Source organism: Streptomyces sp. NBC_01525 (assembly GCF_045040405.1).
GTDB classification, from domain to species: Bacteria; Actinomycetota; Actinomycetes; order Streptomycetales; family Streptomycetaceae; genus Streptomyces; species Streptomyces benahoarensis.
Map to the genome: position 1 here is coordinate 4,927,593 of NZ_CP109397.1, position 23,214 is coordinate 4,950,806.

At 72.0% G+C, this 23,214-nt stretch carries 22 protein-coding genes, 1 pseudogene and 1 riboswitch; of the genes and pseudogenes, 11 read left to right on the forward strand and 12 right to left on the reverse strand.

Features of this window, described 5'->3' with window-relative positions:
• The first annotated feature begins 206 nt into the window (after positions 1-206).
• From OG422_RS22155 to OG422_RS22185, 7 genes are all read left to right on the forward strand, one after another.
• Positions 207-1,442 carry an Ig-like domain-containing protein gene (locus OG422_RS22155; protein WP_143944259.1) on the forward strand — a complete coding sequence of 412 codons (1,236 nt, stop codon included), beginning with the start codon at positions 207-209 and terminating at the stop codon, positions 1,440-1,442.
• Between the two features lie 348 nt (positions 1,443-1,790).
• On the forward strand, positions 1,791-2,960 hold the full coding sequence (locus OG422_RS22160) for an Ig-like domain-containing protein (protein ID WP_251076899.1): 1,170 nt from the start codon (positions 1,791-1,793) through the stop codon (positions 2,958-2,960).
• 84 nt (positions 2,961-3,044) lie between these two features.
• A complete protein-coding gene (locus tag OG422_RS22165) occupies positions 3,045-3,812 on the forward strand; it encodes an enoyl-CoA hydratase/isomerase family protein (RefSeq protein ID WP_405744709.1) in 768 nt (255 codons plus the stop codon).
• A 269-nt stretch (positions 3,813-4,081) separates the two neighbouring features.
• A complete protein-coding gene (locus OG422_RS22170) occupies positions 4,082-4,609 on the forward strand; it encodes an ATP-binding protein (protein ID WP_405744712.1) in 528 nt (175 codons plus the stop codon).
• Positions 4,610-5,159: 550 nt separating this feature from the next.
• On the forward strand, positions 5,160-5,672 hold the full coding sequence (locus tag OG422_RS22175; protein ID WP_405744715.1) for a hypothetical protein: 513 nt from the start codon (positions 5,160-5,162) through the stop codon (positions 5,670-5,672).
• 130 nt (positions 5,673-5,802) lie between these two features.
• Positions 5,803-6,573 carry a DsbA family protein gene (locus OG422_RS22180; RefSeq protein WP_143942921.1) on the forward strand — a complete coding sequence of 257 codons (771 nt, stop codon included), beginning with the start codon at positions 5,803-5,805 and terminating at the stop codon, positions 6,571-6,573.
• A complete protein-coding gene (locus OG422_RS22185; protein WP_405744718.1) occupies positions 6,570-7,415 on the forward strand; it encodes a cytochrome c biogenesis CcdA family protein in 846 nt (281 codons plus the stop codon). Before OG422_RS22180 ends, OG422_RS22185 begins: the two co-directional genes overlap by 4 nt.
• A 97-nt stretch (positions 7,416-7,512) precedes the next feature.
• Here OG422_RS22185 and OG422_RS22190 read toward each other — a convergent pair whose 3' ends face one another.
• The 5 genes from OG422_RS22190 to OG422_RS22210 all read right to left on the reverse strand — a co-directional run bounded on the left by OG422_RS22190 (position 7,513) and on the right by OG422_RS22210 (position 10,796).
• The gene (locus OG422_RS22190) at positions 7,513-7,854 is read right to left on the reverse strand and encodes a hypothetical protein (RefSeq protein WP_384601368.1); all 342 of its coding nucleotides are present in this window, start codon (positions 7,852-7,854) and stop codon (positions 7,513-7,515) included.
• A 287-nt stretch (positions 7,855-8,141) separates the two neighbouring features.
• The gene (gene nadE, locus OG422_RS22195; RefSeq protein ID WP_405744722.1) at positions 8,142-8,969 is read right to left on the reverse strand and encodes an ammonia-dependent NAD(+) synthetase; all 828 of its coding nucleotides are present in this window, start codon (positions 8,967-8,969) and stop codon (positions 8,142-8,144) included.
• 57 nt (positions 8,970-9,026) lie between these two features.
• Positions 9,027-9,581: a GH25 family lysozyme gene (locus OG422_RS22200; protein WP_143942926.1), complete on the reverse strand. Its 555-nt coding sequence runs from the start codon at positions 9,579-9,581 to the stop codon at positions 9,027-9,029.
• A 191-nt stretch (positions 9,582-9,772) separates the two neighbouring features.
• The gene (locus OG422_RS22205) at positions 9,773-10,228 is read right to left on the reverse strand and encodes a MarR family winged helix-turn-helix transcriptional regulator (protein ID WP_143942927.1); all 456 of its coding nucleotides are present in this window, start codon (positions 10,226-10,228) and stop codon (positions 9,773-9,775) included.
• A 235-nt stretch (positions 10,229-10,463) separates the two neighbouring features.
• Positions 10,464-10,796 (reverse strand): hypothetical protein, encoded by a 333-nt coding sequence (locus OG422_RS22210; RefSeq protein ID WP_143942928.1) that lies wholly within the window; start codon positions 10,794-10,796, stop codon positions 10,464-10,466.
• Between the two features lie 301 nt (positions 10,797-11,097).
• Here OG422_RS22210 and OG422_RS22215 point away from each other — a divergent pair, with 301 nt between their 5' ends.
• Both OG422_RS22215 and OG422_RS22220 read left to right on the forward strand, forming a co-directional pair.
• Positions 11,098-11,772 carry a hypothetical protein gene (locus OG422_RS22215; protein ID WP_405744725.1) on the forward strand — a complete coding sequence of 225 codons (675 nt, stop codon included), beginning with the start codon at positions 11,098-11,100 and terminating at the stop codon, positions 11,770-11,772.
• A gap of 156 nt (positions 11,773-11,928) precedes the next feature.
• Positions 11,929-12,396: a hypothetical protein gene (locus OG422_RS22220; RefSeq protein WP_405744728.1), complete on the forward strand. Its 468-nt coding sequence runs from the start codon at positions 11,929-11,931 to the stop codon at positions 12,394-12,396.
• Between the two features lie 27 nt (positions 12,397-12,423).
• On the opposite strand, the gene OG422_RS22225 is transcribed toward OG422_RS22220, so the two are convergent.
• The 7 genes from OG422_RS22225 to gcvT all read right to left on the reverse strand — a co-directional run bounded on the left by OG422_RS22225 (position 12,424) and on the right by gcvT (position 20,878).
• On the reverse strand, positions 12,424-13,554 hold the full coding sequence (locus OG422_RS22225) for a catalase family protein (RefSeq protein WP_405744731.1): 1,131 nt from the start codon (positions 13,552-13,554) through the stop codon (positions 12,424-12,426).
• A gap of 56 nt (positions 13,555-13,610) precedes the next feature.
• The gene (locus OG422_RS22230; protein ID WP_405744734.1) at positions 13,611-14,963 is read right to left on the reverse strand and encodes a Dyp-type peroxidase; all 1,353 of its coding nucleotides are present in this window, start codon (positions 14,961-14,963) and stop codon (positions 13,611-13,613) included.
• A 117-nt stretch (positions 14,964-15,080) separates the two neighbouring features.
• On the reverse strand, positions 15,081-15,659 hold the full coding sequence (locus tag OG422_RS22235) for a hypothetical protein (RefSeq protein WP_405744737.1): 579 nt from the start codon (positions 15,657-15,659) through the stop codon (positions 15,081-15,083).
• 426 nt (positions 15,660-16,085) lie between these two features.
• Positions 16,086-17,468: an L-serine ammonia-lyase gene (locus OG422_RS22240; protein WP_143942933.1), complete on the reverse strand. Its 1,383-nt coding sequence runs from the start codon at positions 17,466-17,468 to the stop codon at positions 16,086-16,088.
• Positions 17,469-17,888: 420 nt separating this feature from the next.
• On the reverse strand, positions 17,889-19,148 hold the full coding sequence (gene glyA, locus OG422_RS22245; protein ID WP_405744741.1) for a serine hydroxymethyltransferase: 1,260 nt from the start codon (positions 19,146-19,148) through the stop codon (positions 17,889-17,891).
• 68 nt (positions 19,149-19,216) lie between these two features.
• Positions 19,217-19,594: a glycine cleavage system protein GcvH gene (gene gcvH / locus OG422_RS22250; RefSeq protein WP_405744744.1), complete on the reverse strand. Its 378-nt coding sequence runs from the start codon at positions 19,592-19,594 to the stop codon at positions 19,217-19,219.
• 156 nt (positions 19,595-19,750) lie between these two features.
• Complete coding sequence (gene gcvT / locus OG422_RS22255; RefSeq protein ID WP_405744746.1) at positions 19,751-20,878, reverse strand: glycine cleavage system aminomethyltransferase GcvT; 1,128 nt, start codon at positions 20,876-20,878, stop codon at positions 19,751-19,753.
• A gap of 146 nt (positions 20,879-21,024) precedes the next feature.
• A riboswitch (glycine riboswitch) is annotated at positions 21,025-21,119 on the reverse strand.
• A gap of 492 nt (positions 21,120-21,611) precedes the next feature.
• Here gcvT and OG422_RS22260 point away from each other — a divergent pair.
• Positions 21,612-22,346 (forward strand): annotated as a pseudogene (locus OG422_RS22260) (AAA family ATPase); the annotation flags it as partial.
• A 43-nt stretch (positions 22,347-22,389) separates the two neighbouring features.
• On the forward strand, positions 22,390-23,196 hold the full coding sequence (locus OG422_RS22265; protein WP_143941568.1) for an enhanced serine sensitivity protein SseB: 807 nt from the start codon (positions 22,390-22,392) through the stop codon (positions 23,194-23,196).
• Positions 23,197-23,214: the final 18 nt, after the last annotated feature.

Sequence of the window (23,214 nt, forward strand, 5' to 3'; positions counted from 1 at the left end):
CTCACCCACCGCCCGGGCCTGGGCGTGTCCGCAACGTCCCGTCGTCCGCCCGGAGGGCGGGGCTCCCACCGCCCCGATCCGCGCCTCCGCCGGAACCGGCCCCCGCCGTCCCCGTACCACCACAAGGCCGCATCCCCTACGGGACACGGCCGTGCCGGGCCGTCACTTCCAGTGTGTTAACCGTCTCATCGGTCACAATTCGTCATATGTCCGGTGATGAGAAGGATCGCGCCCCCCGCCCGCCGGCCCGCCGCCCCGTGCGGCTCCGGCGTCTCCTCCGTCTCGCCCTGGTGCCGGTGTGCGGCCTGACCGCGGTGACCGGCTGCGCCGTCCCCGACCTGCTGGGCGGCGACAAACCGCCCGGTCCGGAGCAGGGCATCGACATCGAGCCCGGCGACGGCGCCCGCGATGTCAGCGAGAGCGGACGGTTCGTCATCCGGGTGCCCGACGGGCGGCTCCAGCGGGTGACGGTGCGGCGCACCGGCGACGGCGGCGCGGCGCGGGTGCCGGGCCGGATCGCCCGGGACGGCCTGAGCTGGCGGCCCACCGCGCCCCGGCTGGAGGCCGCGGCGACGTACACCGTGGACGCGGTGGCGCTGGACGGCGCGGGCGACCGCAGGTCCCGGCACACCACCTTCACCACCGGCCCCGCCAAGCTGGCAGCCTCGCTCCTCCCCGAGGACGGTGCGACCGTCGGCACTGGAATGATCGTCTCGCTCCAGTTCAACCACCCGATCCCCGACCTCGCCGCCGTGCAGCGGGCCGTCCGGGTCACCGCGGAGCCGGACGTCGAGCTCGCCCCCCACTGGTTCGGTGACCAGCGGCTGGACTTCCGCCCGCGGGAGCGCTGGCGGCCCGGCACCACCGTCACCGTCGACCTCCGGCTGGACGGCGTCCGGGCCGGTCCCCGGACGTTCGGCGCACAGCGCGAGACCGTCCGCTTCCACATCGGCAGGGACCAGACCAGCATCATCGACGCGGCCCGGCACACCCTGACGGTGACCCGGCAGGGGGAGAAGCCGGTGACGCTGCCGGTCACCGCGGGCGACGAGAAGAACCCCACGTACAACGGGAAGATGGTGATCCTGGAGCGGCAGCGGGTGACGCGGATGGACGCCCGGACCGTCGGTTTCGGCCGCGCCTACGACATCCCCGACGTGCCGCATGCGATGCGCCTGACGACCTCCGGGACCTTCCTGCACGGCAACTACTGGGCGGACCCCGACATCTTCGGCGACGAGAACACCAGCCACGGCTGCGTCGGTCTGCTCGACAACAAGGGCGGCAAGGGCGCCACCCCGGCCGGTTGGTTCTACACGCAGTCGCTCATCGGCGACATCGTGGAGGTCCGCCACTCCCGGGACCGCACCGTCGCCCCGGACAACGGCCTCGGCGGCTGGAACATGCCCTGGACGCAGTGGCGAGCGGGGACGGCCCTGTAGCCCCGGGGCGGCAGTCGACGCGAGCCGTCAACTTCCTTGCCCGCAGGCCGATATGACGTGCCGCCCCGCCTTATCCCTCTTTCTCCCTGTCCATCCGCCCCGACCGGATCCCGTGCCGCACTCGCCGGACACCGCACTGTCAGACCGGTGTGGTTATCTAACGGAACGCGCGTGGCCCTGCCCATCGGTGGGCGGTGCCGTGCCGAACGGCGGTGTCCTGCGCGCGGGGGAGTGCGTGCGGCGCGAGGGGAAGAGGGGCCAGAGGTGCATCAGGCGATATCCGGAGAGCCGATACGACGGTCGATACGTCGGCGGCCGATACGGCTGCGGGCACGACGAGGCGCGGCCGTGGCCCTCGCGCTCGGCTCCGTTCTCCTCGCCGCGGCGTGCGGGGACGGTACGAGCGGGAAGGACCCGGCCGACAGGGCGCGCACCGCGCACGGCCCCTCGAAAGCGGTGCTGACGATCGCGCCCCGGGACGGCGCGGACTCCGTCGCCACCAGCGGCGCCCTCGCGGTGACCGCCCGCTGGGGCAAGCTCCTCTCCGTCAAGGTCAAGGACGCCAAGGGCCACGACGTACCGGGCCGGATATCCGGCGGCGGTACCGGATGGCAGCCCACCGGGCACCTCGGGGTGGCGACCACCTACACCGTCGACGCCGTGGCCGCCGACGCGGAGGGCCGGAAGGCCACCCGGCACGCCCGCTTCACCACGCTCACGCCGAAGGAGACCTTCACCGCGACGTACACGCCGGAGGACGGCCGGAAGACCGGCGTCGGGATGCCGGTCTCGCTGCGCTTCAGCCGCGGCATCACCGACCCCGCCGCCGTGGAGAAGGCCGTCGAGGTCACCGCGGAGCCCGCCGTCCCCGTCGAGGGCCACTGGTTCGGCAACGACCGGCTGGACTTCCGCCCCGAGAAGTACTGGGCGCCCGGCACCGAGGTCACCCTCCGGCTCCGCCTCGACGGTGTCGAGGGCCGGCCCGGTGTCTACGGCACGCAGTCCAAGAAGGTGGCGTTCACCATCGGGCGCAGCCAGGTCAGCACCGTCGACGCCCGGTCGAAGAAGATGACCGTGGTCCGCGACGGCAAGAAGATCAAGACCATTCCGGTCTCCGCCGGGGCGCCCGGCACCGAGACGTACAACGGCCGGATGGTGATCAGCGAGAAGCTCCAGGTGACCCGCATGAACGGCGAAACTGTCGGCTTCGGCGGCCAGTACGACATCAAGGACGTCCCGCACGCCATGCGGCTGAGCACGTCCGGCACCTTCCTGCACGGCAACTACTGGGCGGGCCGGGACGCGTTCGGCAGCCGCAACGCCAGCCACGGCTGTGTGGGCCTCTTCGACCAGCGCGGCGGCGGCGATCCGGCCACCCCCGCCGCCTGGTTCTTCCGCAACTCCCTCGTCGGTGACGTGGTCGTCGTCAAGAACTCCCACGACGAGACGATCCAGCCGGACAACGGCTTCAGCGACTGGAACCTCTCCTGGAAGGAGTGGAAGGCGGACCGTCGCTGAGCCGGTGGCGCCCGGGCCCGGGGCGGTGTGCGGCACGTCGGTGCACCGTACCCAGCGCCGTTAACGACGACTAACCTTCGCGGTATGACTGTGAACTTCGAGATCGCCGACGGCGTCGGGACCATCCGGCTCGACCGCCCGCCGATGAACGCGCTGGACATCGCCACCCAGGACCGGCTGCGCGAGCTGGCCGGCGAGGCCACCCGCCGGGACGATGTCCGCGCCGTCGTGGTGCGCGGCAGCGAGAAGGTGTTCGCCGCCGGGGCGGACATCAAGGAGATGCAGCGGATGGATTACGCCGCCATGGTGGTGCGGTCCAAGGCGCTGCAGGAGGCGTTCAGCGCCATCGCCCGTATCCCCAAGCCGGTGGTCGCCGCGGTCACCGGCTACGCCCTGGGCGGCGGCTGCGAGCTGGCGCTCTGCGCGGACTTCCGGATCGCGGCGGAGAACGCCAAGCTCGGCCAGCCGGAGATCCTGCTCGGCGTCATCCCGGGCGCCGGGGGCACCCAGCGGCTGTCGCGCCTGGTCGGCCCGTCCAAGGCCAAGGACCTGATCTTCACCGGGCGGCACGTCAGGGCCGGCGAGGCGCTGACCATCGGCCTGGTCGACCGTGTCGTTCCCGCCACCGAGGTCTTCGACGCGGCGCACGCCTGGGCGGCGCAGCTGGCGAAGGGCCCGGCGCTCGCGCTGCGCGCCGCCAAGGAGGCCGTCGACGCCGGTCTGGAGACGGATCTCGAAACCGGCCTGGCGATCGAACGCTCCCTGTTCGCCGGGCTGTTCGCGACCGAGGACCGTGAGATCGGCATGCGCAGCTTCGTCGAGGAAGGCCCCGGCAAGGCCAAGTTCCGCTGAGGGGCCGGGGGTTGGCGGGGCGTGGGAACGGCCGGTGCGCCGTGCCTCGTGAGAGGGAATCGCGCCGATCCGGCCCCGTGCGGGCCCGCCCCGTGCCGCCGCCCCGGCAGGCGCCTCCCGGCGCGGTCGCCTCGCAGCTCAGGCAGGTGACGGTGGTGTCATGAACGCCGCCGCGACGGGCCCCGCGGCGACCGGAACCCGGCGCTCCCCGGTACGGGATTCCGCCGGTTCCGGTCCCGCGGGTGTTGCGCAGCGGCCATGATGGGGGCATGGCGGGCCTGGAGGAATCGGAGCAGCCGCAGCCGCTGTGCGGCACGGCTGCCATCTGCCGGGGAGTCCCCGGTGCACCGGAGAGCGACGGACCGGCACCGGGCGCCCCGGGGCCCGTGGTGCTCGATCTGCTCGGCGACCCTTCCGTGGACGAGGTCCTGTTCCCCTCGCGCCCCGAGTCCGCCGGCGCCGCCCGCCGGCTGACCCACCGGGTCCTCTTCGACCAGTGGGACCTGTCCCCCCAACTCGCCCAGAACGCCGTCCTGTTGGTGTCGGAGCTGGTGGGCAACGCCGTACGGCACACCGGCGCGCGGCGGTTCGGGCTGCGGATGCTGCGGCGGCGCGGCTGGATCCGGATCGAGGTGCGCGACCCCTCGCGCGGGCTGCCGTGTCTGATGCCGGTCCGCGAGCTGGACGTCAGCGGCCGGGGCCTCTTCCTCGTCGACACGCTCTCCGACCGCTGGGGCGTGGATCTGCTGCCGCGCGGCAAGACCACCTGGTTCGAGATGCGCACCGGCGACCGCTGAGCCGGGCGGCGTACCGCCCCCGGATACGCGACTGGGGCCTCCCGCAGGGTGGTGCGGGTGAGGCCCCAGTGTCGCCCCTCGGCGGACGGAAGGGGTGTGTCCGCGGGGGTGGAACGACCTGGCCCGGGTCAATGGGGGTCGTTGCGAACGACTATGACAGGTCCGGCCTCCGATGCCAAAAGTGCATTGCGGACAATGTGTGACATCGAGGGATCAAGTCCAGGGAGATCCCAGGTGAGGTGTGCCACCGGCCTTGCAAACGACGGTTTGTTTACCGGTTGCCTCGATGTATATGCGGCGCTGTGGCGGTCCCGTCCGCCGGTGCCACCGCCCGGCGGGTGCCGCACCGCCCGTGGCGGGCTCCGGTTCTCCCGCGTTGTGCGCCCCGGCGCCGTGCCTCCTTCGGATGGCGGTCCGTGCTCGGGAGGCGGCGCCGTGGTCCGTAGGATGGGGCCGCTCGCGGACGGGGATCATCACGGCCGCGCGCGGGCGACCGCGACGGTGGCGTGCGCCGGGGTATTCGCGCACGCCAGGACGAGGAAGGAGGGCCATGACAGCCACCCGCCGACCGGCGGCCGCGATCTGGCTGCTCCTCCTCGCCGTGACCTTCGGCCCGTTGCTCTGCCGTACCGGCGGCGACCAGTCGTGGGGGGCCGTGCAGGCCACGGCCATGGCCGGCCCCCGGGCCACCGGCGCACCGGCCGCTCCCGCCCTGCGCGACGCGGCGCCCCCGGAGGACACCGCGCGCCCGGCGGAGCCGCGTACCGACACGGCGCCCCCGACCGGCGACCGCGCCGACGCCGCCCCCGACCGCACGCACCGCCTCGCCGCGCGGACCGACCTCGTCGACGTCCCCCGGCACTGCTCGGGGCGGCATGCGCCGGGGCCCGACGAATCGGCGCCGCTGCCCACCCCGCACCGCGGGGAACCGCTTGCCCCCAGCGTCGCGGTACCGGCCACGCTCGCCGCCGCGCCCCCCGCCCGGCCCGTCCCGGCACGCTCCGATACCGGCCCCGCGGGGCCCGCCGACCCCGCCACGCTCCTGCCCGTACTGCGGATTTAGCGGCGCCCCACGCGAGCGCCGCCGCGCTCCCGTGTGCCCGCATCCGGACCGGCCCGTGCCGCGTCGCCGCCCCGTGCGGCCCGCCACCGCCGTCCGGCCCTTCCGCCACCCCGGTACGACTGGAGAACCTGTGCCCACCCTCACCTCACCCACCCGCAAGCTCGCCGCCGTCGGCGCGATCATCGCCCTTCTCATCGCCGTCGTCGCCATCGGCATCGCGGCCGGACGGGCCGTCGAGGACGGCCGCGGCCCCAACGAACCGAAGGCCGCCGCCCCGGAACCGCAGGAGGACCCGGCACAGCGGCGCCTCTACGACCGGCTCGCCGAGCGCACCAGCCGCCGCGAGGCCGGTGACGCGCTGGCCGTCGGCCAGAAGGACGCCCCGGTGGTCCTCGTCGAATACGCCGACTACCAGTGCTCGTTCTGCGGCCGGTTCACCCGCGAGACCCAGCCCGAGCTGATCAAGAAGTACGTCGACGCGGGCACGCTGCGCATCGAGTTCCGCAACTTCACCCTCTACGGCGCCGACTCCGAACGCGCCGCCCGCGCCTCCTGGGCCGCCGGGCGCCAGGGCCGTTTCTGGCAGCTGCACGACGAGCTGTACGCCAAGACCCGCAAGGGCGACGCGCTCGCCGAGGACAAGCTCGTCGCACTGGCCCGCACCGCCGGGGTCGAGGACATCGAGAAGTTCCGCACCGACCTCGACAGCGAGGCCGCCCGCAGCGCCCTGAAGAAGGACCAGGAGGAGGGGTACGAACTGGGCGTGCAGTCCACGCCGTCCTTCCTGGTCAACGGCCGCCCGGTGTCCGGTGCCCAGCCCACCTCCGTCTTCGCCGACGCGATCGAGAGCGCCGCGAAGGCGGCGGCCGGGAAGACGGCGGGCAAGGGGAGCGGCAAGTGACCGACATCGGGTACCTCGCGGCGTTCCTCGGCGGCGCCCTCGCGCTCGTCAGCCCGTGCAGCGCGCTGCTGCTCCCGGCGTTCTTCGCGTACTCGCTCTCCCACCCGGGACGGCTGCTCGCCCGCACCGGCGTCTTCTACCTGGGGCTCGCCACCACGCTGGTGCCGCTCGGCGTCGCCTCCACCGCCGCCAGCCGGCTCTTCAACGGCCACCGCGACCTGCTGATCACCGTCGGCGGCTGGGTCGTCATTACCATGGGGCTCGCGCAGATCCTCGGCCTCGGTTTCGCCTCCCGCCGCGCCCAGGCCGCGGCCGCGCGGATCACGCCCCGCTCGGCCGTCTCCACCTTCCTGCTGGGCTGTGTCTACGGGCTGGCCGGATTCTGCGCCGGGCCGATCCTCGGCGCGGTCCTCACCGTCACCGCGGTCAGCGGCTCACCGGTCTACGGCGCGTCGATGCTCGCCGTCTACGCGCTGGGCATGGCGCTGCCGCTGTTCGTCCTCGCCCTGCTCTGGGACCGCTACCGGCTGGGCAGCCGCGGCTGGCTGCGCGGCCGGGAACTGCGCCTCGGCAGGCTGCGGCTGCACACCACCTCGCTCCTGTCCGGCCTCTTCTTCATCGCCATCGGCGTGCTCTTCCTCCGCTACAACGGGACCAGCGCACTGCCCGGCGTCCTCGACGCGGAGGCGGAGTTCCGCGTCGAGGAGTGGGTGGCGTCGATCGGCAACGCCGTGCCGGACTACGTACTGATCGCGCTGGGCGCACTCGTCGTCGCCGTGGTCCTCGGCCGGATCGCCCTGCGCCCGGAGAAGGAGCCGCGGGGACAGGACGCGCCGGAGTGAAACGACGGGCGGCATGAGACGGCCCCGCAGGCCCCGGCCCGGCGCGACGCGGGGCCTGCCGGGGCCTCGGGCCGTCCGGGCCCCCGCCACGACCGCCCTACGCGCTGCGCCGCCCGCCGGGCCGTTGGCGGCGGTGGTGCAGGCGGACCGGGGCGTCGGCCCGTCTGCGGCGGTCGTTGCAGAGCAGGCATTTGCCGTACCCGGGCGGCAGCGGGTCCTCCGGGTCGCCGTGGAGGGGGTCGACCGCGCCGTGCGGATGGAGCGCACAGCCGGTCGGGCCGGTGGCCTCGCCGAGCGAACCGGCGGCGGTGAGCGCCCGGCGGAGTGCGTCGACGAGCTGGTCGGCGTCCCGCCGGGTCGGCGTGGCCCGCAGGGACGAGGCGATGTCGGAGGCGGTGGTCAGCGCGGTGCGGAGTTCGCGCAGCTGTGCGTAACCCATGCCTCGGAGCGTAGGCGCCCCCACTGACAGTGGATCTTCCGATCGTGCTTCGTGGTCTCCCATGGCCGCATCCCTGCCCGCCGCGGCCGACGTCTTAGCCCCCGGAAGCTTGCTGTCGCCTTACCGGCGCATGACAGGTCCGTCCCCACGTACGGGCCGGGCGGACGGGCCCGCGCACGCCCGGACCGCCCCGGACGGCCTGCCCCGTACGCGCCCGGGGCGCCCACAGACGGCGAAGGGCCCGCCGGAAAGCGCACCGGCGGGCCCTTCGTATCGCGCATCGGCCGTCACGGCGCGAGCGGCAGCTCCCGCTTGTGGGCGGTGACGTGGTAGCGGCGGACGATGGCGTCGCGCACGGCATCGTCGACCGGCCGGCCCTCCAGGAAGTCGTCGATCTGGTCGTACGTCACGCCCAGCGCGTCCTCGTCCGGCTTGCCCGGGTCCAGCGTCTCCAGGTCCGCCGTCGGCACCTTGACGACCAGCTCGTCCGGGGCGCCCAGGGCCGCGGCCACCGCGCGCACCCGCCGCTTGGTCAGGCCGGTCAGCGGGACGACGTCGGCGGCGCCGTCACCGAACTTGGTGAAGAAGCCGGAGACCGCCTCGGCGGCGTGGTCGGTGCCCACGACCAGACCGTCCTGGGCGCCCGCCACCGCGTACTGCGCGATCATGCGCTGCCGGGCCTTGATGTTGCCCTGGACGAAGTCCTGGTGGGCGGCGTCGCGGAACTCCAGCCCCCCGGCGACCGCCGACACCAGCGCGGCATCGCTCGCCGGACGGACGTCCACCGTCAGCAGCCGGTCCGGCCGGATGAAGTCCAGCGCCTGCTGCGCGTGCTTCTCGTCGGCCTGGACGCCGTACGGCAGCCGCATCGCGAAGAACGTCGCGTCGTGGCCCGCCTCCCGGGCGCGCTCCACGGCGAGCTGGCACAGGCGGCCCGCGGCCGTGGAGTCCACGCCGCCGCTGATGCCCAGCACCAGGGAGCGCAGGCCCGTGGAGGTCAGCCGCTTCGCGAGGAACGCGACCCGGCGCTCGATCTCGTGCCCGGCGTCGAAGGACGCGCTCACCTGGAGATCCCGGGAGATCTCCTGCTGGGCCATGGACGCCGGGTCACTCACGGCTGCTCCTCGTTCTGTCGGAATCCGGTCGGCCGGACGCACCGGCCACCGGAAACCTTATGCCGGGTGCGCCCACTTCTTGAGGGCGGCCTTGCTCGCGAAGTCCGCGACGTCCTTGTCGAGCGGCCGGTCGGTGTACTGGTGGATGCGCCACTTCGCCTTGATCCGCGGATGCCCGGCCTTGACGTAGTCGGCGATCCACAGTCCGTCACCGGCGTACGAGGAGGTGTCGTGGTGCAGCCAGAACTCGCGGTTGCAGTAGAGCATCACCCGGTGCGTGGGGCGGAGCTTCTTCACCTCTCTCAGGAACTGGTCCTTCTGCGCGTTGCTCGCGTAGGTGCCGCTGCCGGTGGTCTCCCAGTCGGCGGCGAGGATGTCGCCCCCGACCGAGGCGCACTTCTCGACGAAGTACCGCGCCTGCGCCGCGATGTTCCCCGGCCACAGGAAGTGGTAGAAGCCGACCACGCACCCGGCCTTACGCGCCTTCGCCGCCTGCGCCGACTGGTGGGGGTTGAGGTACGAGCGGCCCTCGGTGGCCTTGATGATCACGAAGTCCAGCCCGTCCGTGGAGAACGACGTGTTGTACGAGCTGACATCGACACCGTGCAGCATGAGCGGCCTCCCGCCGTTCCGACCTGCTTCTTCGAACCGTCCACTGCGTTCCAGCAGTTCAGCACGTTCACTGGGGAAGACGCCAGATCGCTACCGAGAAGTTCCGCAGGGTGACGGCCAGTTGGCGCGAAGGGGGAAACCACTACGGCGCGGGACGGTCGAGGTGGCGGCGTCGAAAAGGTGACCGGGGATCAGCCGATGGGCTGCGTGGGGTGGCGCAGTTGTTCGGCGGCGTCCGAGACGCGGCACAGCAGCTCCACGAAGACGGTCCGTTCGGACGGCGCCAGCGGGGAGAGGAACAGCTGGTTCATCCGCGCGGTGCGCACCGCGAGCTTCTTGTGGACGCGGACGCCCTCGTCGGTGGCGCGCAGCGCCGCGCGGCGGCCGTCGCGCGGATCGCGGATCTTGTCGACCATCCCGCGCACCACCAGCCGCCGGATCACCTCGGCGATGGTGGAGCGGTCCAGGCCGACCCGCTCGCCGACGGTGCGCTGATCCAGCCCCTCCTCGCCGACCAGGGAGTTGAGGACCGCGAACTGCGGGGAGGTGACCTCCTCGGAGACCATGGTCGTCCACAGCAGGGTGTGTGCCTGCTGGAACCGCCTGGCCAGGGGACCCGGATGGCTGCTGAGGTCGAGCGTGGTCACGCCGCCTCTCCTTCCCCGTCGAAGCTCGGGCCCGTACGCACTGTGCGTCCGGAGCGACACTCATTGTAGCGGCGCGCCGTGCCCGGGATAAGTGCCTTGACCAGGCAGAATGTGCTATGGACAACCGTCCGGGGGGAGGTTTTCGGAGGCGGGCGGCTGGGCACGAGCCGTGCCGGGTCCGGGAGGACGGGTGCCGGCCGGTCCGGACGCGTGCGGCGCCGCCGTCGCCGGACGGTCAGACGCCTGAGCCAGGGTGCTGCCGAGGCGTCCACCACTCCATGAGCCCCCACAGCCCGAGTGCGAACGCGGCCCCGGCCGCGAGCGCCGCGACCCAGGGGCGCCCCACCCGGCGTGCGGTCAGCGCCCAGACCAGGGACGGGACCAGCGCGCCGCCGAGCGCGATGAGGGGAAGATCGACGTAGAGCACGCTGAGATCGCGGGACTGGCCTTCGAACCCGCCGTCGATGTTCAAGGCGGCCCGGGGCGCCCACACCAGCGCCGCGATCGCCGCACCGAGGCAGGCGAGGAGACATCCGGCGCCGACGGTGGCGCCGGGTGCGCTGCTCATGTTCCGTCCAGGGGCATCGCCGCTCATGACAGTGACAGACGCACGTGGCGCGGTGCGTGGTTCCGGCGGGACGGCCGGCCGCCCGCCGCGGGCGCGGGTGCCGACGCGGCGGCGGGCCGCGGTGCCGGTCCGCCCGGCGCGCGGCGTATGTGGGGCACAACTCGGGGATACGTCGATGATCCACTTGGCCCGTAGGAGTGATCGTTTGCGCTGGGGGTGTGCCTGAGCACTCGATCGCGCCCTTGCGCGGCACGATGGTGGGCCGACGGCCCCGGAGTGGTCGCGTGCAGGGAGGCGGCTCATGCAGGTGGAGGGTGGAGATCCGGCGCGGGTGTTGCGGACGCCACGGGCGGCGGGTGTGGCGGGGGTGGTGTTCGCGCTGCTGTTGGCTGCGGTCATCGTGCTGGTCCGTCTCGCGCTCCCTGGCCAGGCGAACGGTGCGGCGGCCGCGGTGGCTGATCCATCGCGCCGTGACGCTCTGCAGACGGCGCTTACCCTGGTGCCGTTCGGCGGGGTTTTCTTCCTGTGGTTCATGGGTGCGGTACGCGATTACGTCGGTGCGCGGGAGGACAGGTTCTTCGCCACGCTCTTCTTGGGCAGTGGGCTGCTGTTCGTTGCGATGCTGTTCGCGCTCGCGGCCTCGGCCGAGGGCTTGGTGGGGCCAGCCGGCGCCTCGCAACTGGCGGCAACGCCCCAGGGTTGGGAGGCGGGGCGGCATTTCACCTACACGGTGCTGTTGAGTTATGGGATGCGTATGGCGGCGGTGTTCACCTTGTCCACTACGTCGATCGGGCGCGGCCTGGGTCTCTTTCCCCGCTGGCTCGGCTGGCTCGGGTTCCTCGTGGCGCTGGTGCTGCTCTTTGTCGTCACCAGCGTCCCGTGGTCCGAGCTGGTCTTTCCTGCTTGGGTGCTGGTCGTGAGCAGCCGCGTTTTCTGGTCCTCGTTTCGGGGTCCGCAGGTGCCGAACGCCGCTTGAGCAGGGTGGGGCGTTGGCCGGTGTGGGCGTTTGTGCCGAGGAGGGTGGAGGCTGGGCGCATCGGCCGACTGTGCGGGCTGGTGGATGCGGGTGGATCCTGGGTGTGTGGGATGGCGAGTTACCACGCACGGGGACGTACCGAAGGCGCCCTCGGGGATGCGGACGGACTACGTCGGGGCTGTTTACGGCTCAATCCTTGCGGCGTCAGTGGTGGCCACCGCCGGGACGCTCGGTCCGTTTCCCCGCATCAAGCTGATGCTGCTCCTGCTCATCACCGGTGTGGTGTTCTGGGCGGCGCACGTCTACGCGCGCCTCGCCGGGGAACGGCTGTTGTATCACCCCGTGACCTGGGGGGAGGTCCGCCGGGTCGCTGTGCGTGAATGGCCGATCGTCAAGGTGGCCGTTCCGCCCGCCGCCGCGGTAGCGATCAGCTCGCCGTTCGGCCTGGGGATGGCGGGCACCACGTGGTGTGCGCTGATCGTCGCCCTGATCGAGCAGGTGGGCTGGGCAACCGTCCCCGTCGTGCGGGGCGGCGCCACGGTACGCGTGGTGTTGGTCAACGGTGCTGTCAATCTCTTGCTCGGAGCGGTTATCGTGCTGGCCAAGGTGGTGCTCGAACACTGAATCGCCACCGATAGGAGCTGGACGGCTTCATCGGGGTGGGCCAAGCACCTCGTCGGCGCTGCGGGGCTCCGTGCGCGGCTGGTCGTTGAGCCTGTGGCGTTCTATGGAGGATCGCCGGTAGACCTCCTTGCGGGCCCGCATGATGTTGCCCAGGGGGGCGTGTTCGGCGGTGACCCGCCAGGGCGTGAAGGACAGCGCGTCCATCTTCGCCAGGTTTTCCGGGCCGGAGATGTCCTGTTGTGGCAGCCTCAGCCTGGCCACGGTGACGGACGGCGAGAGCTGTTCGGGCCACTCCACGGTGGTGTCCTCCACTGGCATGCGCTCCAGGTCGGTGCAGAGTTGGACCTGGATGTCGAAGGCGTAGGGACGCTCCTGCAGTTCGGCTTGCAGGGCCGGTCGGAAGACCTCCGGCGCGGAGGCCGGGTCGATGTCGCGCCGGACCACCGCGGCGGCGGCGGACGGATCGGGGGTGATGCGCACCTTGGCGATGTAGTCCCCGTGCCGGACCGCACCCATCGTCCAGTAGCTCGACAGCAGTACGTTGACCGGGAGGATCTTGGACAGTCGCAGGAAAGCCAGGAACTCGTCCCACGCCCAGCTGCCCTGTTCCAGCGTTCCCTTTCCGGTCACGAATTCGGTGAAGAAACGATGTGCGCCGGGGCGGCCCTGGGAGAAGTAGGACGGCGCGTTGAGGAACAGTTCCTGGATGAAGAGGTAGTGCTCGATCGTGTTGCAGAAGAAGATCGGTCCGTTGATGTTGGCGTAGTCGAAGGTGCCTGTGTCCGGTTCGTCTTCCAGCAGGGTCGGGCCAGGGATGTCGAAGATCTTCAGTGCCAGTCCGGTGGCGCTGCCCAGTCGCGCGTCGGCTCCGGTGTGAGGCGAGCCGTTGGAGAAGCGGATGAGCGCGTCGTGGGTTCCCGGAGTGGCGTAGATGCCCTGGGCGTACTCGGGGGGAAGCCCGTCCAGGATCTCCACTTCCCCTCGGACCAGCCCGTAGCCCTTGGCATGGGCGTCGCGAAGGGCCTGTCCGGTGCCGCCCGCCTGGACCGACTCGGCGATGAAGCTCTCGGTCTTGTCGATCACCGTTTGCAGGCTCTGGTCGAAGTTCGGGTCGTCGTCTTCGACGTCAGGTGTGTAGCGGACGAACGGTGTTGCCATGACTTCGGCCTCTCCTCGGAGAGCATGATCGGATCCTAGGGCGAGGGGAATCGCCGTCAGTCCTCCAGTTCGGCGAGCCAGCGCAGAGCACGCAGACCCGGCAGGAAGCAGTACTCGCCGCCGCGGGTGACCACGAAGCTGGGTAGGTTCTGCAGGCGCCGGCGGACCGGCTTCTCCGGGATGGTGACACTGCCGGTTCCGCCGTGGTGCCCGGCCACGGGGTCCTTCTCGCCGGGGTGGCCGATGAAGTTTCCGTCGTTGACCCACTCGGCCTTGATGAACTCGAACTGTCGTTCCAGATGGGCCCCGATGAATACTCCGACCAGGCCGCGGTCGGCACCGTCGTCCTCCAGCACGCCCTCCGGAAGCGGCGGTCCGTAGGTGGTGCCACGGCGGATGAGGCGGTGCATCCGGGCGTCGCCGATGATGGTGGAATCGCGGGGGTTGGTGCGCCGGATGTGCGCACCGGCCGGGCACCGGAAGCCTCGGTCGTCGTTCTCCCGGTACAGGAAGTTGTTGACGCGGTGCGGATCGGCCGCCAGCTCCGGATCATCGTGCTCCGGCGCCAGCGCCAGCGGTGCTCCGCTGGGCCAGCGCCCGACCATCTTCGCCGCCAGGAGGGCCTCCTCCTCGGCGCTGGAGCTGTTCGCGCGCAGGTACTGCCGCCAGGCCGCCACGTTGGTGTGGACCTTGCGGACGGCCACGTAGGTCCCGTTGCGCCCCAGCACCTCAGGGCTGGGCATGGGCGGCAGGCTCCCGGTCTCGTCGGGGTAGCCGAGGATGAACTCTCCGGCCTTGATGGGGGCTTCCTGCGGGTTGGAGCCGGGCAGTCCGACGCCCTCGATGTTCGGATGGCTGATGCCGTCACGGAAGCCGAGGGTGGTGCGTCCGGTCGGGAGCTGGTGGACGTCCTGCTGCCAGATCACCTGGACGCCGGGCGTGTCCTCGTAGGCGGCACGGGCCTGCTCCAGCTCCTTGCCCAGTTGCGCCGCATCGGAGGAGAGGGCGCTCAACGCGATGTGAACGGAGCCGGTTCCAAACGGTGCCTCCCAGTGAGCCGGTGCACTCTCACCCACGTCGCCGATCAGCTCCCCGCGGGCGGCCATGCCCTCACGAAACGCCTGCGGAAAGCTGTCCAGCGACTCCTGCGGCACCCCCAGGGCCTCAAGTCCCTGATAGGTGAACGCCACGGCGACCCAGGCATCCCGGCTCCGGTCCGCCTCGGGCAGACCAGCCGCGGTCAGCGGGAGCAGCCGCCGCAGGAGGGCGCGCCCTGCATGGCGGTCATCGACGCGCAGGAAGATGAACTTTCCCTGGTAGGGCACGGGCCGTGGTCGTAGGGCCCCGCTCTGGACGTCGTCGATCTCGACGCGCACGCTCGCCACGCTGGTGTTTGCCGCCGTGTTCATGGTCGCTTGTGCCTCCACATCGGTCTCTGCCTGAGCAGCCCTGCAACGGCTGACTCGCACCAGCCGACGCGGTCCACCGATGGTGGGTCGGCTCTGAGGGGTGGCTGTGTCCGGGTTCTAGGCCGAGGCTTCCTCCAACAGCTTCTGGAAGGCCGGCGTGGCCACCAACTCCGCGTTGGCCGGGTTGTCCAGCGCGGCCCGGAACTCGGGGGTGTCCAGCACCTCCTCGAACGCCTCGTCCACTCGGTGGTCCTTCCAGATCTGCTGCACGGTGAGATCGGGATAGGAGCTGACGAAGACCCCCGCGGGTTCCTGGTGGGCGACGAACCAGTCCTTCACCCCTGGATCACTGACGCCGGGGAACCCTTCGCTGTGCGCGAAGATCGTGTCGAAGTGCTTCCCCACCACCGTTTTGCCGAAGTCGTCGATGTAGGTGTCCCAGGAGCCGTCGAAGACGCTGGCGAACATGAACTGGGTGTCGTTGTCGAAGATCACGTGCCGTGCGTCGTGCAGAGTGCCGATCTGGCGCAGCGCAGCACGGTTCTCCGCGCCGGCGATCTTGGCGAGATCCTTGCGCAGAGCATCCGCGTGGCCCGGCTTGATCTTCGTAAAGACGGTGAACTCGCTGCAGACCCCATCCGACTTGCCCGGGCGCTCGGGGTGAGCAGGTTGGGCTGCACCTGTCGTCGCAGTCATCGTGAGATCCTCCTGCCTACGGTCGATGCGAGGGTCTCCTGGCGCGCGGATCGTGGCGCGCCGTCGCCCTCGCCTCTTCATCGTCACCGCGGATGCTCTGCCTCGCATCCTCGCCCCTGAGCGATGCGGCCACTCGGGGCACCCGCCTGATCACTTCACCGGCCGATGGCCTTCCCGCACCCGCGTCCGGGAAGGCAGGAACGCGGGTGCGGGAAGGCGCATACCGGGGACCTCGCCCCCGGACAGGCTCCCGAGGACAGATCCGGCCAGGCGCAGGACCAAGAGCAATGCCGACTGGGGCATCCCAGGGACTTTTCAGGGACTTTCACCCTGTCCCGGGGACTTCCGAGGGACTTTCCGCCGAGTAAGCAGGGAAGGCCCTGACAGCGCTGAAGGAGACGAACGCGCTGGTCAGGGCCCATTTCCTCAGCACTCGATGATGTTCACCGCGAGACCGCCCCGCGCGGTCTCCTTGTACTTGACCGACATGTCGGCGCCGGTGTCCTTCATCGTCTTGATGACCTTGTCGAGGGAGACATGGTGGCGGCCGTCGCCGCGCAGCGACATCCGGGCCGCGGTGACGGCCTTGACGGACGCCATGCCGTTCCGCTCGATGCACGGGATCTGCACCAGGCCGCCGATCGGGTCGCAGGTCAGGCCGAGGTTGTGCTCCATGCCGATCTCGGCGGCGTTCTCCACCTTCTCCGGGGTGGCGCCCAGGACCTCGGCGAGGCCGCCCGCCGCCATCGAGCAGGCCGAGCCGACCTCGCCCTGGCAGCCGACCTCCGCGCCCGAGATGGAGGCGTTCTCCTTGAAGAGCATGCCGATCGCGCCGGCGGCGAGCAGGAAGCGGACCACGCCGTCCTCGTCGGCTCCGGGCACGAAGTTCACGTAGTAGTGCAGGACGGCGGGGATGATCCCGGCCGCGCCGTTGGTGGGGGCGGTCACCACCCGGCCGCCCGCCGCGTTCTCCTCGTTGACGGCCATGGCGTAGAGGGTGATCCACTCCATGGCGTGCGCCTGCGGGTCGCCCTCGGCGCGCAGCGCGCGGGCGGCGTTGGCGGCCCGGCGGCGGACCTTCAGCCCGCCCGGCAGGATGCCCTCACGGGTCATACCGCGCGTCACGCACGCCTGCATCACGCGCCAGATCTCCAGCAGCCCCGCGCGGATCTCCTCCTCGGTACGCCACGCCTTCTCGTTCTCCAGCATCAGCGCGGAGATGGACAGCCCGGTCTCCTGCGTCAGCCGCAGCAGTTCGTCGCCGGTGCGGAACGGGTGCGTCAGGACGGTGTCGTCGAGCTTGATCCGGTCCTCGGCCGCCGCGTCCTCGTCGACGACGAAGCCGCCGCCGACCGAGTAGTACGTCTTCTCCAGCAGCGGGGCGCCGTGCTCGTCGTACGCGAAGAGGGTCATGCCGTTGGCGTGGTACGGCAGGGAGCGGCGGCGGTGCAGGATCAGCTGGGTCGCCTCGTCGAAGGCGATCTCGTGGGCCTCCCCTATCTCGGCCGCCAGCAGGCGCAGCCGCCCGCTCTCGCGGATCTCGGCGACGCGGGTGTCGGCGTTCTCCACGTCGACGGTGCGGGGGGAGTGCCCCTCCAGGCCGAGCAGGACGGCCTTGGGGGTGCCGTGGCCGTGGCCGGTGGCGCCGAGCGAGCCGAACAGTTCCGCGCGCACCGAGACGGTCTGGGCGAGCAGTCCGTCCTTCTTGAGGCGGCCGGCGAACATCCGGGCCGCGCGCATGGGGCCCACCGTGTGGGAGCTGGAGGGGCCGATGCCGATGGAGAAGAGGTCGAAGACGGAGATGGCCACGGTGGCGGACTCCCTTGTCTGCTCGTGAGGGGCGGTGCGGGCGGGGAGGGGGATCGGGGAGGTTGGTGCGGGTTTCGGGGCGTATCGGTGCCGGCTGACGAGCGTAACCCGGACACGGTGCGGGTCGCCGGACGCGGTCCTAAGGGCGGCCGTCGGCCCGGGGAACGGCGGGTGCCGGGGCGGTCGGGACTCCCCGCGCGGAGGGTCGTACGGAACGATCGAGGGACGGGCCCGACCGGCGTACGCGGCCGCCGTCCGCACCCGTTTCACGGCCTGTGCGCCGGATCGTTCTGCATCTTCGGGCAGGCAGACGGCGAGCCCGGGACCGGGGCCCCGGGCTCGTGGCCCGTACCGCCTCCGGGCGCCGGCGGTGCGGCGCCCGGAGGAAACGGCGCGCGGCGGTGCGCCGCGCGCCCCCTCTCAGAGAGTGGGGTAGAGCGGGTGCTTCGCGGTGAGGGCGGCGACCCGCGCCTTCAGCGACTCGGCGTCGTAGACCGGCTTCAGCGCCTCGGCGATGACGTCGGCGACCTCGCGGAAGTCGTCGGCGTCGAAACCGCGGGTGGCCAGCGCCGGGGTGCCGATCCGCAGACCCGAGGTGACCATCGGGGGCCGCGGGTCGTTCGGGACAGCGTTGCGGTTGACCGTGATGCCGACCTCGTGGAGGCGGTCCTCGGCCTGCTGGCCGTCCAGCTCGCTGTTGCGCAGGTCGACCAGGACGAGGTGGACGTCCGTGCCGCCGGACAGGACCGAGACGCCCGCCTCGGTGACGTCCGGCTGCACCAGGCGCTCGGCCAGGATGCGGGCGCCGTCCAGGGTGCGCTGCTGGCGCTCCTTGAACTCGGCGGACGCCGCGATCTTGAAGGAGACCGCCTTCGCCGCGATGACGTGCTCCAGCGGACCGCCCTGCTGGCCCGGGAAGACCGCGGAGTTGATCTTCTTGGCCAGCTCCTGGGTGGAGAGGATCACGCCGCCGCGCGGACCGCCCAGGGTCTTGTGGGTGGTGGTGGTGACGACGTGGGCGTACGGCACCGGGTTGGGGTGCAGGCCCGTGGCGACCAGACCGGCGAAGTGCGCCATGTCCACCATCAGGTACGCGCCGACCTCGTCCGCGATCCGGCGGAAGGCGGCGAAGTCCAGCTGACGCGGGTAGGCGGACCAGCCCGCGACGATCAGCTTCGGGCGGTGCTCACGGGCGAGGCGCTCGACCTCGTCCATGTCGACCAGGCTGGTCTTCTCGTCGACGTGGTAGGGCACCACGTTGTAGAGCTTGCCGGAGAAGTTGATCTTCATGCCGTGGGTGAGGTGACCACCGTGGGCGAGGTTCAGGCCCAGGATGGTGTCGCCCGGCTTGATCAGCGCGAACATCGCGGCGGCGTTGGCCTGCGCACCGGAGTGCGGCTGGACGTTGGCCGCCTCCGCGCCGAAGAGCTCCTTGATGCGGTCGATGGCGATCCGCTCGACCACATCGACGTGCTCGCAGCCGCCGTAGTAACGACGGCCGGGGTAGCCCTCGGCGTACTTGTTGGTGAGAACCGAGCCCTGCGCCTCCATGACGGCGACCGGAGCGAAGTTCTCCGAGGCGATCATTTCGAGGGTGGACTGCTGACGGTGCAGCTCGGCGTCGACGGCGGCGGCGACGTCGGGGTCGAGCTCGTGGAGGGAGCTGTCGAGAAGCGACATGGGTCTTCTCCTGGAGGGTCAGGGGGGCGCGGAGCGCTTCCGGTACGGGCGGCGGCCGAGTGGCGGACTCAGCCGGCGGTGAAGGCGGTGTATGCGTCCGCGGAGAGCAGGTCGCCCGGCTCCGCGGTGACCTTCACCTTGAACAGCCAGCCGCCCTCGAACGGGGCGGTGTTCACCAGCGAGGGGTCGTCGGTGACACCCTCGTTGACCTCGGTGATCTCGCCGTCGACCGGCGCGTAGAGATCGCTGACCGACTTGGTCGACTCCAGCTCACCGCAGGTCTCGCCTGCCGTGATCGTGGTGCCGACCGCCGGGAGCTCCACGTAGACGACATCGCCGAGCGCGTTCGCCGCGTGCTCGGTGATGCCGACCGTCGAGACGCCGCCCTCGGCGTCCGACAGCCACTCGTGCTCCTTGCTGTAGCGCAGGTGCTGGGGGTTGCTCATGGGTCGATTCTCCTGTACGCGAGGGTGTGGTGGTGAAAGGGGTCTTGCACAGTGAGACACACCGGTGGCGGCCGGGCCGCACCGGCCCGGCGCGGCGGCCCCACCCGGGGTGAGGTGTCCCGCTACGGGCTACGTCGCCCGCATGCGGATACGGGGCTACTTCTCCCGCTTGTAGAAGGGCAGCGCGACGACCTCGTACGGCTCGTGGCTGCCACGGATGTCGACCTTGACGCCTTCGGTGCCGGGGGCGGCGTGCGCGGCGTCGACGTACGCCATCGCGACCGGCTTGCCGAGGGTGGGCGACGGCGCCCCGGAGGTCACCTCGCCGATGACGGTGCCCGCGGCATCGACCACCGCGTAGCCCGCCCGCGGCACCCGGCGGCCCTCGGCGATCAGGCCGACGAGCGTGCGCGGCGGCTGCTCCTCGGCGCGCGCGGCGGCCGCCTCCAGCGCGGCGCGGCCGACGAAGGCGCCGCCGTTGGACGTCTTCTCGAACTTCACGACCCGGCCCAGACCCGCGTCGAACGGCGTGGTCGCCGTCGTCAGCTCATGGCCGTAGAGCGGCATGCCCGCCTCCAGGCGCAGCGTGTCGCGGCAGGACAGACCGCACGGCACCAGACCCACGTCCTTGCCCGCCGCCAGCAGCGCCTCCCAGAGCGCGGCCGCGTCCTCCGGCCGTACGAACAGCTCGAAGCCGTCCTCGCCGGTGTATCCCGTACGGGCGATGAGCGCGGGCACCCCGGCGACCGTGCCGGGCAGCCCGGCGTAGTACTTCAGCCCGTCCAGGTCGGCGTCGGTGACGGCCTTGAGGATGCCGGGGGACTCCGGGCCCTGCACGGCCAGGAGCGCGTAGGCGTTGCGGTCGTCGCGGATCGCGGCGTCGAAGCCGCCGGCCCGGGCGGTCAGCGCGTCCAGGACGGTCTGCGCGTTGGAGGCGTTGGCGACGACCAGGTACTCCTGCTCGCCCAGGCGGTAGACGATCAGGTCGTCGAGGATGCCGCCGTCCTCCTGGCAGATCATGGTGTAGCGGGCGCGGCCCGGCTTCACGGAGCCGATGTTGCCGACCAGCGCATGGTCGAGGAGGTCGGCCGCGCGCGGGCCGGTGACGGTGATCTCGCCCATGTGGGAGAGGTCGAAGAGACCGGCGCGGGTGCGGACGGCGACGTGCTCGTCACGCTCGCTGGCGTAGCGCAGAGGCATGTCCCAGCCGGCGAAGTCGGTCATGGTCGCGCCCAGCGCGCGGTGGACGGCGTCGAGCGCGGTGCGGCGGGGGGCATCGGTCATAGTGGGCTCCCGGACAGGATGAGAGGACATGTCTCCCCATCTGTCATCGGAACCTGAGAGGTTCACCGGAATCCCGCGAACGGGCCGGTTTGCACCTTGGGTGGAGCCGCTCCCGGACCGGGCCGCGGCTCGCTTTTCAGATCTGCCTCGCCCGCGCGGTATAGGGGCCTGAGAGATTCAAGGGAGGACTTGCTCCTTCGGCGCCCCGGCGTGCGGCCGGGGACTCTCCCGCGCGGATTCAAGCGGCCGGTATGGAGTTGACCGTGCACGGCGGAACACAGGAGTGCACGTGGCGCCGACATCATTGCATGGGAACGCCGCACGTAGGAGCCCCGGCCCGGAACCCACGGGACGGACCGGACGGAGCGCCTCCGCCCGGCCCCGCCCCAGCTCGCGTGGCCCCGTGCGCCCCGGATGCCATGGCACCGGAACGCCCCATGCCGTGAAGGGCATTACCTTTCCTTGACACTGTGCGGGGGATGGGGGCGGGCCGCCGCCCGGCCCCGCCGAACGGGGAGGGGCGATCACGGTGCAGAGCGAAGCCGCGCGCACGGCCACACCGGGGGGCGGGGGCGCCGCGCCGTCCGGGCTGGTGCCGGGCCCGCGCACGCCTTGGGGCCCGCGCACGCCTTGGGGGGCGCGGGCGGGGCGGAGGTCGGACGATGCCCCGGGCTCGGACGATGCCCCGGGCTCGGCGGGCGGCCCGGGCTCCGGCGATGCCCCGGCTCCGGGCGGCACCTCGGGCCCGGCTCCGGGCGGCACTTCGGGATCGGGCGGCGTCCCGGCCCCGGGCTGCGCCCCCGCCGCGTCCCCCTCCACCCCCGCCGTCACCGACCTCCGCGCCCGCCCCACCGCCACGCTCCCGCCCGAACTCCGCTTCCCCGCGGGTGCCGTGGTCGTCGTCTCCGGGCTGCCCGGCAGTGGCAAGAGCACCCTGATGCACCGCGTCGTACCGGCGGCCGACGACGGGGGCGCGCCCGTCCACCGCGTCGACTCCCAGGACGTGCGCGCGCGCTGGGAGCGCGGCCGGTTGCGCCGGGTGCCGTACGTCCTCTACCGGCCACTCGTCCGGGTGGCGCACTACCTCGGGCTGCGCCGGGTGCTGCGCTCGGGCCGGGGCGCGGTGGTGCACGACTGCGGCACACAGGCCTGGGTGCGCCGCTGGATCGCCCGCGCCGCGTGGCGCGGCGGGCGCCGCCCCCACCTGCTGTTGCTCGACGTCCCGCCCGAGGTGGCGCGGTGCGGCCAGCGCTCGCGCGGGCGCGGGGTGTCCGGCTACGCCTTTGCCCGGCACCGCGCGGCCGCCCGGCGGCTGATCGGGGACGCGGCGGCGGGCCGCCCGCCCCGGGGTTTCGCCTCGGCCGTCCTGCTGGACCGGGCCGCGGCGGACCGGCTGCGCGTGCTCCGCTTCGACGGGGGAGGGCCCGCGGCCCGGGCGGCGGACGCGGCGCCGCCGCCACTCGTCTAGGCTCGTCGGCCAGAGCGCGCGGTACGGAAGCGGATGGATGGACATGAACTTTCCCGAGCAGGGGATCGAGCAGGGAATACCGCAACTGGCGTGGCCCGCCAACGCACTCGAAGAGGTCCTCGGGGCCTCGGTCGGCCACCCCGGCGCGGGCGGCCGGATCGTGGAGGTGCTGGGCCGCAGCCGGGTGTGGGTGCCGCTGCCCAACGGCGGCGGTCCGGACGCCGCGGGCCCCGGTGGCCGGGGCCTGGATCTGCCCACCGTCCAGATCGACGACGCGGCGTACGTCCCGGTGTTCAGCTCCGAGCAGGAGTTCCTGCGGACCGTCGGCACGCACATGGCCTTCACCGTCGCCCCGGCGCAGGAGTTCGCCCGCGGGCTGCCGCCGCTGCTCGGTATCGCCGTCAACCCCGGCGGCACGGTCGGCACCACGCTGCCCGCGCCCGCGGTGGCCGAGCTGTGCCGGGAGGCGGTGCCCGGGATGCCTGCGCCCCTCGGCGGCCGGGTGCGGCTCTTCGAGCCGGACTGGCAGGAGGAGCCGGTGGACTTCCTCGCGGCCGCCGGGCTGGAGTTCTCCGGCGTTGGAATTGTCCGAACTGCCCGTCGCGCCCTGGCAAGTGTGGAGGGCGACACGCCCGCGCTCTTCGTCGGCGTGGAGATCGACGCCACCCTCGCCGACCCCTTCGACGACGCCACCCGCGAGGTGGCCCTCACGGCCCTGGGGCGCGCGCTCGGCGCGGTTCCGGTGGCCTGGCCCGTCCAGTTGGTGCTGCTGGACGTCGCCCAGGGCGATCCGGTCGCCGACTGGATGGGTGCGCGCGTACGGCCCTTCTACTCCCGGGACCACTCGTAAGCTGGACGGACGACGGGC